The sequence below is a fragment of the Xanthomonas sp. JL1 genome, from assembly GCF_038405005.1.
The window spans coordinates 15,392-32,308 of the sequence record NZ_JBBYGR010000037.1 but is presented as its reverse complement, the minus strand read 5'-3'; the positions used below and the strand labels follow the sequence as shown (position 1 = coordinate 32,308).

Here is a 16,917-nt window from a genome sequence, read left to right as displayed (position 1 = left end):
CTCAAAACTCTCAGGACGCCGCCAGGGCGAGGTGTTCAGCGATAGGACCCAGCACCAGTGCCGGCATGAACTGCAGCACGGTCAGCACCAGCACGATCGCCATCAGGGTCAGCGCAAAGGTGGGCGTTTCGACTTGCAGGCTGCCGGCCGACTCCGGCGCACGGCGCTTCACCGCCATGCGCGCAGCCACCATCAACGGCAGCACCAACGCCGGATACCGTCCCAGCGCCAGCACCAACGAGCAGCTCAGATTCCACCAGTACGTGGCATCGCCCAACCCTTCGAAACCCGAGCCGTTATTGGAGAACGCGGAGGTGTACTCGTAGAACACCTGGCTGATGCCGTGGAAGCCGGGGTTGGAATTGGCAGTGATTGCCGGCACGGCCAGTGCCACTGCGGTAAAGCCCAGCACCACCAGCGGCTGCAGCAGGATCAACAGCGCCAGCAATTGCACTTCGCGCGATTCGATCTTGCGGCCGAACAACTCCGGCGTGCGTCCGGTCATCAAGCCGGCCAGGAACACGCTCAGCAACAGATACACCACGAACTGCTGCAGGCCGCAACCAATGCCACCCCAGATCGCGTTGATCAGCATGTCGACCAACGTGACCAGGCCGCTCAACGGCGCCAACGAATCGTGCATCGCGTTGACCGAACCATTGGAGGTCTGCGTGGTCAACGCCGCCCACAACGCAGAGGCATCCGCACCGATGCGCACTTCCTTACCTTCCATCAGCGCCGGCGAGGTCGCACTGGCCGAATGCGCTTCGGACCACAGCAACAACGCGGTGGACGCGGCCGACATCGTCAGCATGGTGCCGAATACCAACGCAGTGAGTCGCTTGCGTCCGGTCAGATAGCCGACCATGAACACCACGCTCATCGGCAGTAACACGATGGCCAAGGTTTCCAGAAAATTGCTCAGCGGCGTGGGGTTTTCCAGCGCGACCGAGCTATTGGGGCCATACCAGCCACCGCCGTCGGTGCCGAGCTGTTTCACCGCCACCATCGCGGCAACCGGGCCCACTGGGATGGTCTGCTTGGCTATGCCGGCACTGCTATCCAACGGTACAGCGGTCGCCGCGCCCTGGAAGGTCGACGGCACACCCTGCCAGCCGAGTAGAACGGTCAACAGCAGGCACAGTGGCAGCAGCACGCGCACGCTGGAGCGGATCACGTCAGCCCAGTAATTGCCGACATCTGCTTCAGGCAGGGCTTCCAAGCCGGACCCCGTGTGCTGGCGTCCCTGACGCGACAGTTCCGGCTCCGAAATCGCCGCCACGGCCGTCGTGTCCGATGCCGGTGCAGCAACCGACGCCTGTTTGGCGGCGCGCCCACCGAACAACGCACGCAGTGTCGCCACTGCCAACGCCAGGCCCATCATCGGCGTCACCACCTGCAGGCCGACGATGCCGGTCATCTGCGACAGATACGACAACTGCGCCTGGCCGGAGTAATGCTGCTGATTGGTGTTGGTGACGAACGACACCACGGTGTGCAGCGCGGTGTCCCAGCGCATGTTCGGGATGGCGTCGGGATTGAACGGCAGCCAGGCCTGGGTCATGAACACCAGCCAGACCAAGAGGCCAACCACCAGGTTGCTCAGCAAGAACGCCTTGGCGTAGCCCCGCCACGACATGCCCTGCTGCGGATGGGTTCCGAGCAACGCGTACAACGGCCGTTCGATCCAGCCGAACAGCGCGTCGCCGCGCATCGGTGCGCCGCGCATCACGGCGGCCATGTAACGGCCCAGGGGCCACGCCAGCACGATGGCCAGCGCGTAGACAAGAAAAGTTTCAGTCATTGGAGCGCACTCGGATCAGAAGTCTTCGGGCCGCAGCACCACGTACAGCAGGTACGCAGCGGCAACGAGTACGGCCACGCCGCACAACAGGGACAACCAGGCAGGCATGTCAACTACTCCCCGAGACGTGCGCACGAAGGCGCGATGGATGCGAGGTGTCGCGGCGTCGGCAGCGCGTACGCGCCAACATGACAAAGCGCTGCCGCACCATGCGCGCAGCGCCGATCGAGCAGACAAGTGAAGGGATGCATCGGGATCGTCCACGGCGGAACCGCTCCGCCAACGTGCGCAGTCTCTGCCTGCGCCACGTAAAGTCGCTATGGATCTGCAGCCGGCGCGACGTAAAGTCCGCATAAAATGCGCAGGCCAGCCCTGCGCCACAATCAGATGGCCCGCCGCGCGCTTCGACGGTTGGCTTCCCTGGCTGCGCCGGCCTGGCGGCACGCCGATGGCAGCGACGCTGCGAAGTTTCATCTGCTCAAGGGTCGGGCCGGACAGGGTGGCGCCAGGTATGCGCGTGCGCTTGTGTGACCAGACCACACTCAATCACACCGTGCTCACGTGTCCATATACCTGCGCGACACAGTCGCAAGCATCATGCTGGCCGTGGCGATCGCGTCATCGCATCTGGCGATGAGTTCATCGGCATGGTTCGGTATCGCAGCAGCCTGCGCACGAACGGTGGCAATGACCTGTATCTGCTCGCTCGGGAAGAGGCTCACCGTCGCTGCAAGCACATCAAGGCTGCACAGATAACGCACCTCGTCAGGCTGGTGCGGCAACGCCGTAGCCAACCGCCGCAGCACCGCAGCGCCACTCTCTGTGCTGTCCAATGCGTGCAGGGCCCGCGTCAATTCCCTGAAGGCAGCCTGGCGCAATCCCGGATTGGACAGTCTGTTCAACAAGGCCACCAAGTGGATCAAGGCTTCGGCTCCATCGCCAGAACGCGCCAGGCGCTCGGCAAGCTGCGCATACGCGTGCTGGAATCGATGGATCGGCTCCAATCCGACAAGATGCAGGCGTAAGGTCACCTCCGCCAGCGTGCGGGGGCCGGTCTGGAGCGCGGCAGCCTCGGTTATCGCCAGGTTGACTTCCTCTTCGGGCAGCTGTCTGATCGCCGATGCCAGCAAATCAAACGGAAGCGCTCCGCCGATGCCTCCGGCAGCGCCCCCTGGGCCAGAGCCACAGCGCCTTGCACCCCTGGCCCACCATCACCTTGCACGCCCCCTACATCAGCCTCTGCTACTGCCCCCATTTGGCCACCGTGCGCTGCTCCGGCAGCAGCCTGCAGCGCTTGCCGGCGCGTGGCAATCAAACTGGGCAAGATTGCATGGAAGGCGAGCGCGCGCAGGTCCTCGGGCAAGCTGCCAAGGTCATCGGTCAAGCGCGCCATCACGCGAAATGCCATATTCCCGGAATAGCGGGTGGCGTGATTCAACACCGCGGTAAACGCCTAAAATCGCTGCGCCTGCGGCAATGATGGAATCCGCGCCGCAAGCCTTCCGTATCCGCGCAATATCTGCTCGCTGCGATCCTCATCGTCCGGGTAGGGGAAGTGCGTCACTTCGTCCAGGGCAAGACGCATGCTTTTTGCACTTCCTGCGTTTGGCTGGTTGACGCCACAGCGTGTGGCAGACCGGTTCGGTTGATCGGCATATCGGGTCTCCGGCGGTGTGCCGCAGCAGCGGCATCGAGTTAGGCTTCGTGCGTACTTTCCCGAAAGCGATCTCGTGTCCGCGCGCACTGCCAGAAATCGCGTTCGCCCGCGCGAACGCGACGTGACCGGTGCAGATGCGGGTTCGGCGGATGGCACGCCACCCGCCGCTGTTCGCGAGTCCCGCGGCGGACGACCTGGGACGATGCAGAAACGGCGTGCTGCCCTACCGCAGCGGCACGTTCAACACGGACGGCGCTGCAACTGGCGAGGTGAATCTCACCGTGCCACCGCCCTCGCTGGCGTCGGTATAGCGCGCGTCGCGGGTGTCGATCACCAGGACCAGTCGCTGCCCTGCGGGAATCTCGGTTGCCGCCGCCTGCAGTGGCCAGTCCAGCGTGACTGCGCGCCCCGGCGTGGCATTGCGCAACGAATACGGCGCAGGCGCCATCAGTTTCGCCATGCCCAGCGCATCCATAACCCCATTGGGTAATAGCTTGAGATGGCGGTCGAACCAGCGCGTGGTCGCGGTATAGATTTCGTTGGGTAACCCCAATGCGCCGGGCAGCTCCGCGGTGCGGTGATCGCCCTGGCTTAGCAGCAGTTGCTTGGGGCCACGTAACTGGTTGAAGAACGCGATGGTCTGGTTCGGCGGGAACAATGCGTCGTTGAACGCATTGCCCGGCAGCACCGCGGTGCCACGCGCATTGAGCGCGGCCACATCAGAGCCAGGGCTGCGGGGACGCAGCTTGCGGCAGGAAGCCCTGCACCGCGCCTCTGGGCCAGATCCGGACCGTCCCGCCCGGTCAACGCACCGGCGCCGACCGGCAACCCGACGCCCTGCTGGCTGACCGTGCGATTGGAATACAGCGAGGCTTGCAGATCGGCCCAACCGCTGAGCGCGGCCACGGCCTTGATGCGTGGGTCGCGCTCGGCCGCCAGCAGGCTGATGCCCGCACCGTACGAAATGCCCGACGCGCCGATCGCATGCGGATTGGCGGGCGTGTGCGCCAGTGCCCAATCGATCACCGCCCTGACGTCTTCCACCCTGTCCGGCCCGGCGATATCGATCTGCCCGGCCGAATCCCAAAACCCGCGCGAGGTGTAGCTGACCACCACGTAGCCGTCGCTGGCCAGCGCAGTCGCACGGCCCAGATATTCCAGATTCGGCAACGCCCAACTGGCCGGCATCACGATCAACGGAAACGGCCCGGCACCCTGCCCCTGCGGCACCAGCACCAATGCGCCCATTTGCGCACCGTCCCAGCCGGGGATGCGTTCTTAGGTCTTGCTGAAGGCGCCCGCCACCGCCGCAGCCGATGCCATCCACCACGCCAGTGCGGCGATGGTCCAGATCCAAGGTTTGCTCATGCTGCTGTCTCCCATGCAAAGCCAGGCCGGAGTGGCCCAGCGGCAACTGCCATGCATCCGTTGTTCGAGGGAGAACGCCGCGAACGCACCAGACGGTACGGTATGGTTCAAGGGCCGGGATTCGGGATTGCCCTAAGCACCGGGACCCGGTGCTCAAGAATTCCTGATAACGAGCGACTCAGCCAACGAAGTGTTGATAGCCGCGCCGCAGCGGTTGCCAAGGGTTACCGTCGGCGTCGTGCACCACCACGCCGGGCGTGGCGACAATCTGGCCGATGCGCGTCGCGGCCACCTCGGCGAACTCCATTGCCTGCGCCACCGCAGCGCGATGCTGCGGCGCGGCGGTGAAGCACAGCTCGTAGTCGTCGCCACCGCCGAGTTGCCAGCCAGGGCACTGCGCCACGCTGGTCCCGGCACTGCGCGGCATTGCCGGCAACGCGGCCAGCGCCAGTTGCGCGCCCACACCGCTGCGGTCGCACAGATGCCCCAGATCGGCCAGCAGCCCGTCGGAAATGTCCACGCAGGCATGCGCAAGCCCGCGCAAACGCAGCCCGGCCTGTACGCGTGGCTGCGGACGCAGCAAGCGGCTGCGCCACTGCTCGTGCAACGGGTCAGCCGCCGCGCAGGTCACATCCAGCTGGCCGGCTTGCCACAGCGCCAACGCGGCGGCGGCCTCACCCGGCGCACCGGTGACCCACACGTCATCGCCAATGCGCGCACCATCGCGCCGCAACGCCGCGCTCGGCGGCACGCTACCGATTGCCGTTACAGCGCACGAGAGCGGCCCGCGGGTGGTGTCGCCGCCGACCAGCACGATGTCGTGCGCATCGGCCAGCGCGAAGAAGCCATCGGCGAATAGATCCACCCATGCGGCATCGTCGTGCGGCAACGACAACGACAAGGTGCACCAACGCGGTTGCGCGCCCATCGCCGCCAGGTCAGAGAGATTGACTGCCAGCGTCTTCCAGCCCAGATCGTCGGCGCGGGTTTCCTGCGGAAAATGCACGCCGGCATTGAGCGTATCGGTGGTGATCGCCAGCTGCTCACCGGCCGGCGGATGCAGCAATGCCGCATCGTCGCCAATGCCCAACGGCACATCGGCACGCGCAGCAATGCGCACGCGCAGCCGGGCGATTAGATCGAATTCGGGCATTTGAGGAGCCGGGAGTGGAGATTGTGCATTGGGGATTCGTCGCAGCAGGCGTTGCGAGGTGCGGCACGATTGCTTGCCGCCTGCCCACCAAATGATGCGCAGTGCGGAAATGGCATAGCTCACCTCAAGGCGGAATTACTCAAGCCAAGCGCTTGCACCTTGCGTGGGCGGGACCGTCGCTCGCTGCCAATCCCGAATCACCACTGCCGAATCCCGTGGCTCAAGCGCCGGACTCGACCTTGCGCCACTCCACAGCGGCGCGGTCCAGCACCCCGTTTACATAGGTGTGACCGTGTTCGGAGCCGAAGCGCTTGGCGGTTTCGATCGCTTCGTTGATCACCACGCGGTACGGCACGTCCTGGCGGTACAGCAATTCGTAGGCGGCCAACCGCAGCACTGCGCGTTCGATCGCATCGACCTCTTCCACGCCGCGATCCAGGTACGGGGTCAGCGCGGTATCCAGTTCGGCACGATTGGTCAGCACGCCTTCGACCAGGTTCTCGAAGTACGCCAGATCGGCCACTTCGTGCGCCTGCTCGTGAGCGAACTGGGCGATCACCTGCTTGGCGAAGCCACCGGAAATCTGCCACGCATACACTGCCTGCAAGGCACGCCGACGTGCGCGCGAACGCAGCACCGGGTCGATGCCGTCGCGACGGCCGTGGCGCGGGTGTCCACCGGGCTTGCTCATGGCAACAACTCCATCAAATTCACCAGCTCCAGCGCTGCAAGCGCGCACTCCTCGCCCTTGTTGCCGTGGCTGCCGCCGGCACGCGCTTCGGCATCTTCCACGCGTTCAACTGCCAGCACGCCGTTGAGCACCGGCACGCCGGTCTGCAGTTGCACGCTCATCAGGCCTTCGGCGCACAGGTCGGCCACGTGTTCGTAATGGCGGGTATCGCCACGGATCACGCAGCCCAGCGCGATGATCGCGCCATGCTGGCCGGACTGCGCCACGCGATTGGCGGCGACCGGAATTTCCCAGGCGCCGGGCACGCGGATCACGTCGATGGCGTCTTCGCCAATGCCGTTGCCGGCCAGGCTCTGGCGCGCGCCGGCAACCAGCACGTCGGTGATGCGGGCGTTCCAGCGGCTGGCGATGATCGCAAAGCGCGCGGTGGGGGGGCGAAGATCGCCTTCGTAGTGGGTCATGCGGGTCGGCAACTCAAGGGGGCGAGAAGTTTAACAGCTGCCGGGGCCAGGCCTGGCCGACGCGTGCACGCCAGGTCCACCAAAGCAGACTCGGCCATGTGCTTCAACGACCATGGGCGATTGCGGTCAACCGGCTGCTCCAGCCGCTCTGGCGGGCCCCACGCCTGGAACCGATGGTCATCTCTGACCACTGCGCTTCCGGCACGTAGGCCGCAGCAGCGGACGGCTGCGCACTGTCAACCACGCGTCAGCGCCTGCGCCGTCCTGAACCATCGGCAGGGGCAAATGACTGCGGTAGCGGCTCGCGGGCAACTCAAGAGACAGCAGACGGCGGCACCGAACGCACGCCCTCGCCAGCGTGGCATTCCAGATACTCCACCACTTCCAGCCCGAACCCGGCCACCCCCACCTGGCGCCGCGAAGTGCCCAGCACACGCAACTTGCCCAGGCCCAGTTCGGCCAGGATCTGCGCGCCGGCGCCATGACGCCGCCACTGACTCACATCCTTGGCGTTGGCGGCGGCTTCGGGTTGCTGGCGCAGCCGTGCCAGCAGCGATTCGCTGTCGCGCGGGGCCGACAGCACCACCATCACGCCCTGCCCCTCGGCCGCAATCGCGCGCAAGGCATCGGTGGCCGCCACACCGAAGTCATCGCGCTGCCAGTGCAGCAGATCCGCCAGCGGATTTTCCACCTGCACCCGCACCAGGGTGGGTGTATGCGGATCGGCGCTGCCGCGCACCAACGCAAAGTGCAGGTCGTGCGCGATGCGGTCGCGGTAGGTCACCAGCTTGAACGGGCCGAATTCGGTGGTGATGTCGCGCTCGTCCACGCGCTCGACGGTGTGCTCGTTGGCCAGCCGATACGCGATCAGATCGGCGATCGAGCCCATCTTCAACCCGTGTTCGCGCGCAAATACTTCCAACTGCGGGCGACGCGCCATGCTGCCGTCAGGGTTGAGCACTTCCACCAGCACACCGGCCGGTTCCAGCCCGGCCAGCATCGACAGATCGCTGGCTGCTTCGGTGTGGCCGGCGCGGGTCAGCACGCCACCGGGCTGCGAAATCAGCGGGAAGATATGCCCCGGCTGGCTCAGATCCTGCGGCTTGGCATCCGGACGCACCGCGGTGCGCACGGTATGTGCGCGGTCGTAAGCGGAAATGCCGGTGGTTACGCCTTCGGCCGCCTCGATGCTGACGGTGAAGTTGGTCTGGAACTGCGCGGTGTTGTTGCGCACCATCGGCGCCAGGCCCAGTTGCGCGCAGCGCTCGCCGGTCAGCGACAGGCAAACCAATCCACGCGCGTGGGTGACCATGAAGTTGATGTCCGAGGGCGTGACCAACTCGGCGGCCATGATCAGATCGCCTTCGTTTTCGCGGTCTTCGTCATCGACGATCACCACCATGCGACCGGCGCGCAGCTCTTCGAGCAACGCGGGAACGGGCGCGAAATTCATGCCGTACCCCGCGTGCCGAGCAGGCGTTCGACATAGCGCGCCACCAGATCGATTTCCAGATTCACCGTCGCACCCACTGCCGTCTGCGCAAACGCGGTGTTGGCCATCGTATGCGGAATCAACGCCGCTTCGAAGCCTTCTTCGTCCACTTCATTGACGGTGAGGCTGACGCCGTCTACGCAGATCGAGCCCTTCTTGGCCACATAGCGCAACACCGCCGGCGGCGCGGCAAACCGCCAGCGCTGCGCGCGTGCATCGTCATGGACAGACTGCACCTGGCCCAGGCCATCCACATGTCCGCTGACCAGGTGCCCGCCCAGGCGGTCGATCGGGCGCATCGCGCGTTCCAGATTGAGCAGCGCGCCTTCCGGCAGTGCGCCCAGCGTGGTCAGCGACAGGGTTTCGGTGGAGGCATCGGCCTGAAAACTGGCTGCATCAAACGCAACCACGGTCAGACACACGCCATTGACCGCAATGCTCTCGCCCAACTGGACAGACTCGAACGGCAGCGTGCCGGTGGCGAAGGTGAAACGTACATCGCCGCCCTGCGGCTGACGCGCCGCTAGCTGGCCGACGCCTTCGATGATTCCAGTAAACATCAGCGCGCCCCCGCTTGCAGCACGAGGGCTGCTGCGATGGAGCGCCGGAACGCCGCGGCGCAGCGCGGCAGGTGGTGCATGGACATAGTCGTTTCTCGCAGAAGTTGAGCGAAAAACGCCGCAAGGCAAAGCAAACAGGCGCGCCCACAGCCGCAAGGCTGCGCAGTGGCCGTCTTCTTTCATCCGGACTATACCGTCGGCTCCGGCGTCGGACCGGATCTGCTGACCTTCGCGCGGTACCCGGCACATGCAGCGCCGAGCGTCGCAACGAAGCGCTCGCGGGCTCACATGCGTGCGCATGCCTACCGCCGGTGGGGAATCGCACCCCGCCCTGAAGACGTTCGTAAGTACCGGCGAGCCGGCATGTGGGAGTTTAACAGCGCGCCCAGGTGCCATGGCAGAGCCTCAGCTGAGGCTGGCAGGACGCTGTGTCGTGTCAGGAAATTCCCCATCGCCAACTCCGTGAAAGATCTGTTAAATTTCGCGCCGCGACGGGAGACGTCGTTCTTTTGCACCTCGCAATGGGGTGGAAACACTGACATCAATTCGGAGAACATGGAATGTGCAAGACACTGATTCTGGCTGCCCTGCTGGCTGCCGCACCGTTTGCCGCCTCTGCGGAAGGCCTGAGCTACAACTATGTCGAAGGCGGCTGGAACCGTACCGACGTCAACGTCAATAATGACAATGAGGGCAGCAACGGCGGCTATCTGCGCGGTTCCTGGCAGATCGCGCAGCCGGTCTACGTCTTCGCCGGCTACCAGCTCGCCACCAAGGACTACAACCTCGGCGCCGGCTTCACGATCGACGGCACCCTGACGCAGGCCAATGCCGGCATCGGCTACCGCCAGGAAATGACCGAGCGCGTCGAGTTCATCGCCGACATCAGCGCGCTGCGTACCAAGGTCGATGTGGACCTGCGCCAGAGCGGCCGTTCGCTGGGCAGCAGCTCCGACTCCAGCACCCTGGGCTGGGCGAACCTGGGCCTGCGTGGCAAGCCTTCGCCGCGGACCGAAGCATGGGTCAAGGCCGGCTACATCGATGGCAGCAACGTGGACAAGGGCGAGTTCGTGGGCACCCTCGGTGGCCAGGTGAACTTCACCCAGACCTGGGGCCTGGTTGGCGAAGCCCAATTCATCGACAACGCAAATCAGTACCGCATCGGCGTGCGCGCGAGCTTCTGACCGGCTTCGTGCATGAAATAAGAAAAAGCCCCGCATGCGGGGCCTTTTTTTGCACTCATACCACCGCTGATGGCGCGTAACGCAAACGCAGATCCTGCCCGAGCTGACGTACATCGCGTAGTTGCAATTCGTAGCGCTGAGCCATCGTTTCGATGCCAAGGCCAGCGAGCAAGGGCCTTGCGGTGTCGCCCAGCAACACCGGCGCCATGTAGACCAGCAGTTCGTCCACCAGCCCGGCCTGCAACAGCGCACCACTCAGCGTGGCGCCGGCTTCAACATGCACTTCATTGATGCCGCGCTCGGCCAGCAACGCCAGCACTGCGGACAGATCGAAACGGCCCACGTGCAATGGCAGTGCCGCACATTCCGCACCATCCAGCGCGGTTGCAGCGACAGCATCGCCATGCAGATACAGCGTCGGCGCATCGCCATTGCGGATGTTCTTGCACGCCAACGTGCGTAAGCCGGCATCCAGCACCACACGCAGCGGTGGCACGCACGCGATGTCATCGCCCAGCCGCACCGTCATCGACGGATCATCGGCCAACACCGTGCCAGCACCAGTGAGGATTGCGCCGGCACGCGCACGCCAACGCTGCACGTCCGCACGCGCGTCGGCTCCGGTGATCCATTTGGATTGGCCGCTGGCCAACGCGGTCCGCCCGTCAAGGCTGGCGCCCAGTTTGACCCGCAGCCACGGCCGGCCACGCTCCACCCGCGACAGAAAGCCCTGATTGAGCGTGCGCGCCTGCGCGTGCATCACCCCGCTGAGCACCTCGATTCCAGCGTCGCGCAGCAACGCAAAACCACCGCCATTGACCTGCGGAAACGGATCGGCCATCGCCGCGACCACACGCGTTACGCCTGCCTCGATCAACGCCAACGCACACGGCGGCGTGCGCCCGTAATGCGCGCATGGCTCCAGGGTCACATACGCAGTGGCACCGCGCGCCAACTCACCGGCCGCACGCAACGCGAAGACTTCGGCATGCGGGCCACCCGCACGTTGATGAAAGCCTTCGCCCACGCACACGCCATCGCGCACAATCACGCAGCCCACCATCGGATTGGGGCGGGTGGTGTAGGCGCCGCGCTCGGCCAAGCGCAACGCCTGCGCCATCCAGCGGTGGTCATCGGCACTCGCGATCGCCGCGGTCTCACTCATCGCGTCACTGCTCCCGGCGCGCTGCGCATCACCACGATGTGCATTGGGCCTAGTAAGAATTCGGCATGCGTCTGCCATCCCAGCCGCTGATAAAACGGCACCAATGCCGGCTGGCAATACAGGTACAGCAACGGCACGCACAGGCGCGCGGCGGCCTGCACGCAGTGCGCCACCAGCGCTTCGCCAATCCCCTGCCCGCGCGCCTGCGGCTGCACATAAAGAGACGCCAACCAGGGCGACCATTGCCGAATGCGCGCATCATCGTTTTCGAGCAGGCTCACCGAGCCCAGCCACTGGGCCTCATCCTTCGCCACCCAGGTTGTCGGAATAACGCCATCGCGCGCATGGCTGCACAATTCGCTCAACGCTTCATCCAGGTTCCATTCCGGCAGCAACGTGCCGAAGGCCTGCAGATGCGCTTGCGCAATCTCAGGCAGATACGCTGGCGTTTCCGCAACGCAGGCGATGCGCATCGCGCTCATCGCTTGCCGGGCTTGCCGGCGCGTTCCAGTGCCACTTCCAGCAATGGCAGTTGTTCGCTGCCGACCGGCAGTTCGCGTTCGAGCTTCTCGATTTCCTCACGAAAATCGGCCACGTCCTGGAAACTGCGATACACCGAAGCAAAGCGCACATAGCCGACATGATCGAGCTTGCGCAGCTCCACCATCACGTATTCGCCTACGCGCAGCGAGCCCACTTCGCGCTCGCCCGACATCCGCAGCTGATGCACGACTGAGCGTACCGCTGCTTCGATTTGTTCCTCGGCCACCGGCCGCTTCTGCAGCGCGCGGTCGAAACTGGTGCGCAGCTTGCGTGCATCGAACGCTTCGCGCCCACCATCGCTCTTGACCACGGTGGGCAACTTCAGTTCGATCGTTTCCAACGTGCTGAAACGCTCACCGCATGCCTCGCACTCACGGCGCCGACGAATCGTCGTGCCGTCTTCGGACACCCGCGAATCGATCACGCGGGTGTCGCTGTGCTGGCAGAAGGGGCAATGCATTAGCGGTGTTCTTCCAACATTCCGGGCTGCCGGGCAAACGCGAGCCGCCATTCCATCCCGGCTGCCATCGCGTTCCAGGCAGCACCCGACCGCGTGAGCGGTATGAACAAATCCTCTTCCGGCGCGATGCCTTCAAGCTCCGGCGGCATGACGCCACGCATACTGCACGCCTGAGCCGGCCCGTAATGAAACATGGCCTCGTCGAACTGCCCGGACCACAGCTGCGATTGCAGCGCCTCGACCACAGACTCTGCCTGCCCGGCTTGCATCTGCCGCTCCGGATCTACATGCCGGTGCAGGCCCTTGCCCGCGTAGTCGATATCTGCCCCTTTGGCGACCAGACCGATGAAGCCGTCGCTCAGGCCAAGCCGGCTTTCCACCCACAGATGGATCAGGTCATGCGGCAGGATGCCCTGCCGCGGCAGATCCACTTCGCAGCGCAAACCGGCGGCACGCACACAGGCAAGGTGGTCGTACTTCGACGCTGCGCCCAGCCTGCGTGCGATCAACGCCATGACGTTGCGACGCTCAGCCGTACACCGGATAACGCTTGCACTGCGCGGTCACTGCATCGCGCACTTTCGCCAGCACCGCTTCGTCGGTCGGGGCGTCGAGCACATCGGCGATCCAGTTGGCCAGATCGATGCTGTCCGGTTCCTTGTAACCGCGCGTGGTGATTGCCGGGGTACCCAAGCGCAGGCCCGAGGTAACGAACGGCGAGCGCGGGTCGTTGGGCACCGCGTTCTTGTTGACGGTGATGTGCGCCTTGCCCAGCGCGGCTTCGGCATCCTTGCCGGAGACGTCGCGGCCGATCATGTCGACCAGCATCAGATGGTTTTCGGTGCCGCCGGAGACGATCTTGTACCCGCGTGCGATCAGCGTGTTGGCCATCGCCTGAGCATTCTTGACCACCTGTTGCTGGTAGGTCTTGAACGCCGGCTCCAGTGCTTCCTTGAACGCAACCGCCTTGGCGGCGATCACGTGCATCAGCGGGCCACCCTGAATGCCGGGGAACACGATCGACTGCAGCTTCTTCTGCAATTCTTCGCTGGCGCCCTTGGCGACGATGATGCCGCCACGCGGACCGCGCAGCGTCTTGTGCGTCGTCGACGTCACCACGTGCGCATGTTCCATCGGGCTGGGATACACCCCGGCGGCCACGAGGCCAGCGATGTGGGCCATGTCCACGAACAGATAGGCGCCAACGCTGTCGGCAATGGCACGGAAGCGGGCCCAGTCGATCTTCTGCGAATACGCCGAGAAACCGGCCACCACCATCTTCGGCGTGTGCTCGGTCGCAAGACGCTGCACTTCGTCGTAATCGATCAGGCCCTGCTCGTTGACGCCGTACTGCACCGCGTTGAACAGCTTGCCGGAGACGTTGGCCTTGGCGCCGTGGGTCAGGTGGCCGCCATGCGCCAGGCTCATGCCCAAAATGGTGTCGCCCGGCTGCAGCAGCGCCAGATACACCGCCTGGTTGGCCTGCGAGCCGCTGTGCGGCTGCACATTTGCATAATCGGCATCGAAGACCTGCTTGATGCGGTCGATCGCTAGCTGTTCGGCAATGTCGACGAACGCGCAGCCGCCGTAGTAGCGCTTGCCAGGGTAGCCTTCGGCGTACTTGTTGGTCAGCTGGCTGCCCTGGGCTTCCATCACCAGCTGGCTGCAGTAGTTCTCGCTGGCGATCAGCTCGACGTGATCCTCCTGGCGGCCGGCTTCAGCAGCGATGGCCTTGGCCAGTTCGGGGTCGTAGGTTTCCAGTCGGACATCGCGCGAGAACATCAGGTCTCCAGAGGAATGGACAGATGGCAGGCGCGTAGTTTAAAGCGTGTTGCGCGCTTTGAGGTGATATGCCCTGCACGCGGGCCGGGTCCGACAGCAGTTCAACCCCGGCAGGCCCGAAGACAGCTGCCTGCCTGAAAGCAAACCCAGGCGCAGGCAAGTGCCCGCGCCTGCGCCGTGGCGCTTTACAGCGCGAACGATCCGCCAAAGGTGACCATCAACGTGCGGTCCTGCAGGAGTTGCCAGCTCGCTGCCGAGGCCGTGGCGTCCAGCGCCGTGGTCGCCGAGAATATCAGCGCCTTGCGGTTGCCCAGGTTGAACAGGTTGACCTTCAGGTAAGGCTTCTTCAGGTTGCCGATGTCATGGAAGTTGTAGCCGCTGTTGAGGTTGACGGTGGCAAATCCACCAGCGTCCGAGCCACCGGCGTTGAGGAAGGTGCCCCAGATCCTGCTCTGCGCATTCACGCTCAGGCTGGCCCACAGCGCTTGGCCTGTGTAGTTGACCGAGGCATATCCGACGTTTCTCGGTGCGTTGACCAGGGTCTTGCCGTCGGTGGCATAGGTGGTGGCGCCAAGCGCGACATCGCTCTTCATCTGGCTCTTGTTGTACGCATAGGAGGCATAAACAGACCACAGGTCGTTGACCTTGTAGCTCAACTCGGCATTGACGCCGCGCATCTGCACGCTGCCCAACTGGTAGTAGACCGGAGCGTGGGTCATCGGATCGGCGCCACTGAACTGCTTGTGCTCGAAGTTGGTCGCATACAGATCGAGCACCGTGCTCAGATTGTCGCCGTAGTAGCGCCAGCCCAGGTCGGCGGTCAGCGCCTGCTCGGGTTCGGCATCGCTGATCGATGTCTGCGAACCGATGGCACTGGCGTAGGCGGCGTTCCAGAAGTCGTACAGCGCGGCGGTGTTGATCGGCGCGCGGGAGGTCTTGCCGACCCCGAGGAATAACTGGTTCTGCTCATCGAGTTGGAACTTGACGCCCCCCGTCGGAGTGAACTTTTTGTACGTATTCGCGCCGGAAGCGTACAGCGAGCTGTTTCCCGGCGTGGCCAGATCGATGCCCAGGTCTGCGCCCGGCCAGGTCGAATACCAGCCCTTGCGCTGCACCCAGGTATAGGCGCCACCAACGGTCAGCGTCCACTGGTCGTTAGGCGTCCAGGTGTTGGTGGCGAAAGCGCGGTAGGTGGGCGTGGTCGAGTAGAAGCGATAGGCGACCTGCGGGCTACCGTTGGCGTTTTTGTAGTAATACCGGCTGTCATGGCCCCAGACATCGGCAGGGTGGCCCTGTGGGTCGGCCGGGAGGAAGACATTGGAACCTTGCTCACGCGGGCGCTCGACCAGCATGCCGTACTCCAGGCTGTCGCGCATGCCAACGTCCTGCTTGAACTTGACGTGGATGCCTGGCCGGAAGGTGTCGAAGGTGTAGAACACATAGGTACTGGCGTACCCGTAGCCGCCACCACCGTAGCCGTAGACGAAGTACGGCACCACCGATAGGTGCAGGCTGTCGCTCAGTGTGAACTCACCGTCGAGGTTGGCGATCCAGCTGCGGAACGGGTTGGTCTGGGTGCCGACCCAGTCACTGGCATCGGCCGACTTGTAGGACTGGACATACCCGAAGTCGTAGCCAGTGGCGGCGATCTGCTCCTTGGTCAGGTTGCGGTAGCCGTTCCTGACATGGCGGGTGTATTGCAGCGCGCCGGTGATCGCGTCGCCGTCGTCCAGCGTCCACACCGACTTGGCGTCGATCTTGGTCACCGTGGACTGGCCATCGCCGCGCCATTGGTCGGCCTGGTTGTTAGAATAGGAGAACCACGAACGGACCGGACCGCTGTCACCGGTGTTGTAGCGCAGGAAGGTGCGCCTGTAGTGATTGCTGCCCAAGCTCTGGCTCACGTCCAAGCCGGCATCGGCGGTCGGATCGACGGTCACCCAGGCGATGTTGCCGCCGGCTGCGCCGATCACCGGTGAGGTCACGCCCGGGTAGCCCTGCTCGACGGTGATGTCGCCCATGTTTTCGGTGTCGCCGTACTCGGTGGCGTAGATCGTGTAATCACCCGAGTCGTTGAGTGGCACACCATTGAGGGTCACGCCGATCTCGTCGGCGGTGAAGCCGCGCACGGTGAAGCTGCCGTCACTCAGGCCGGTCATGTCGTTGGTGGCCGCGATCGCGCCGGGGATGCTGGACAGCATCTGGGTGAAGTTGGCGCCGGGCACGCCCCTGATAATGGCTTGGCGACTGATGGTGGACACGGCCTTGGGCGCGGACTGCACCTCCATGTTGCCGCTGCCCAGCGACACCGAGCTACCGGTCACCTTGACCGCGTCGAGTTGGAGCGCGCGCTGGGTGGCGTTGGAATTGGTGGTGTTGGAGGTCGTGGTGTTGGAGGTCGTGGTGGTGGTGGTCGTGGAGGTCGTGGTGAAGCTGCCGCGCGGAACGGCATCGGTGCCGGCAGCGTCCTGGGCGAAGGCGGTAACCGCGGCCGCGTACAACACGGCCATCACGGCCGGGGAAACAAGCGCTTTGTTCATGAGGAGATTGCCAGTGTGGTGGAGGTCTCTAGTCAAGACATCGTCGCCTCGGCGTGC

General features: G+C 64.6%; 14 protein-coding genes, 2 pseudogenes and 1 riboswitch. Of the genes and pseudogenes, 1 reads left to right on the top strand and 15 read right to left on the bottom strand.

Annotated elements, in window-relative coordinates:
* Positions 1 to 10: 10 nt before the first annotated feature.
* The 9 genes and pseudogenes from kdpA to WJW29_RS07830 all read right to left on the bottom strand — a co-directional run bounded on the left by kdpA (position 11) and on the right by WJW29_RS07830 (position 9,186).
* Positions 11 to 1,804, bottom strand: coding sequence for a potassium-transporting ATPase subunit KdpA (kdpA, locus tag WJW29_RS07870; RefSeq protein ID WP_011260250.1), 1,794 nt, complete (start codon positions 1,802 to 1,804; stop codon positions 11 to 13).
* Positions 1,805 to 1,819: 15 nt separating this feature from the next.
* Positions 1,820 to 1,912 (bottom strand): potassium-transporting ATPase subunit F, encoded by a 93-nt coding sequence (locus tag WJW29_RS07865; protein WP_006452907.1) that lies wholly within the window; start codon positions 1,910 to 1,912, stop codon positions 1,820 to 1,822.
* A 449-nt stretch (positions 1,913 to 2,361) separates the two neighbouring features.
* Positions 2,362 to 3,401, bottom strand: a pseudogene (locus WJW29_RS07860) (F-box domain-containing protein); the annotation flags it as partial.
* A 283-nt stretch (positions 3,402 to 3,684) separates the two neighbouring features.
* Positions 3,685 to 4,709 (bottom strand): annotated as a pseudogene (locus tag WJW29_RS07855) (CocE/NonD family hydrolase).
* 298 nt (positions 4,710 to 5,007) lie between these two features.
* Entirely contained in the window at positions 5,008 to 5,982 is a 975-nt protein-coding gene (thiL, locus tag WJW29_RS07850; RefSeq protein ID WP_011409393.1) for a thiamine-phosphate kinase, read from the bottom strand.
* A 220-nt stretch (positions 5,983 to 6,202) separates the two neighbouring features.
* Positions 6,203 to 6,673 carry a transcription antitermination factor NusB gene (nusB, locus tag WJW29_RS07845; protein WP_011260254.1) on the bottom strand — a complete coding sequence of 157 codons (471 nt, stop codon included), beginning with the start codon at positions 6,671 to 6,673 and terminating at the stop codon, positions 6,203 to 6,205.
* Positions 6,670 to 7,134, bottom strand: coding sequence for a 6,7-dimethyl-8-ribityllumazine synthase (gene ribH / locus WJW29_RS07840; RefSeq protein WP_011409394.1), 465 nt, complete (start codon positions 7,132 to 7,134; stop codon positions 6,670 to 6,672). Before ribH ends, nusB begins: the two co-directional genes overlap by 4 nt.
* Positions 7,135 to 7,447: 313 nt before the next feature.
* Complete coding sequence (gene ribB / locus WJW29_RS07835; RefSeq protein ID WP_011260256.1) at positions 7,448 to 8,587, bottom strand: 3,4-dihydroxy-2-butanone-4-phosphate synthase; 1,140 nt, start codon at positions 8,585 to 8,587, stop codon at positions 7,448 to 7,450.
* Complete coding sequence (locus WJW29_RS07830) at positions 8,584 to 9,186, bottom strand: riboflavin synthase (RefSeq protein ID WP_011260257.1); 603 nt, start codon at positions 9,184 to 9,186, stop codon at positions 8,584 to 8,586. The genes ribB and WJW29_RS07830 overlap by 4 nt, the downstream gene beginning before the upstream one ends.
* A gap of 167 nt (positions 9,187 to 9,353) precedes the next feature.
* Positions 9,354 to 9,529, bottom strand: a riboswitch (FMN riboswitch).
* 217 nt (positions 9,530 to 9,746) lie between these two features.
* On the opposite strand from WJW29_RS07830, the gene WJW29_RS07825 reads away from it, so the two are divergent.
* Entirely contained in the window at positions 9,747 to 10,370 is a 624-nt protein-coding gene (locus tag WJW29_RS07825; protein ID WP_011260258.1) for a hypothetical protein, read from the top strand.
* 55 nt (positions 10,371 to 10,425) lie between these two features.
* Here WJW29_RS07825 and ribD read toward each other — a convergent pair whose 3' ends face one another.
* From ribD to WJW29_RS07795, 6 genes are all read right to left on the bottom strand, one after another.
* On the bottom strand, positions 10,426 to 11,535 hold the full coding sequence (gene ribD / locus WJW29_RS07820) for a bifunctional diaminohydroxyphosphoribosylaminopyrimidine deaminase/5-amino-6-(5-phosphoribosylamino)uracil reductase RibD (RefSeq protein WP_011260259.1): 1,110 nt from the start codon (positions 11,533 to 11,535) through the stop codon (positions 10,426 to 10,428).
* A complete protein-coding gene (locus tag WJW29_RS07815) occupies positions 11,532 to 12,017 on the bottom strand; it encodes a GNAT family N-acetyltransferase (protein WP_011260260.1) in 486 nt (161 codons plus the stop codon). The genes ribD and WJW29_RS07815 overlap by 4 nt, the downstream gene beginning before the upstream one ends.
* Positions 12,014 to 12,538, bottom strand: coding sequence for a transcriptional regulator NrdR (gene nrdR, locus WJW29_RS07810; RefSeq protein ID WP_011260261.1), 525 nt, complete (start codon positions 12,536 to 12,538; stop codon positions 12,014 to 12,016). Before nrdR ends, WJW29_RS07815 begins: the two co-directional genes overlap by 4 nt.
* Positions 12,538 to 13,053 (bottom strand): hypothetical protein, encoded by a 516-nt coding sequence (locus tag WJW29_RS07805; protein ID WP_011409395.1) that lies wholly within the window; start codon positions 13,051 to 13,053, stop codon positions 12,538 to 12,540. The genes nrdR and WJW29_RS07805 overlap by 1 nt, the downstream gene beginning before the upstream one ends.
* A gap of 13 nt (positions 13,054 to 13,066) precedes the next feature.
* Entirely contained in the window at positions 13,067 to 14,320 is a 1,254-nt protein-coding gene (gene glyA, locus WJW29_RS07800; protein WP_011260263.1) for a serine hydroxymethyltransferase, read from the bottom strand.
* Between the two features lie 185 nt (positions 14,321 to 14,505).
* Complete coding sequence (locus WJW29_RS07795) at positions 14,506 to 16,860, bottom strand: TonB-dependent receptor (protein WP_041182269.1); 2,355 nt, start codon at positions 16,858 to 16,860, stop codon at positions 14,506 to 14,508.
* Positions 16,861 to 16,917: the final 57 nt, after the last annotated feature.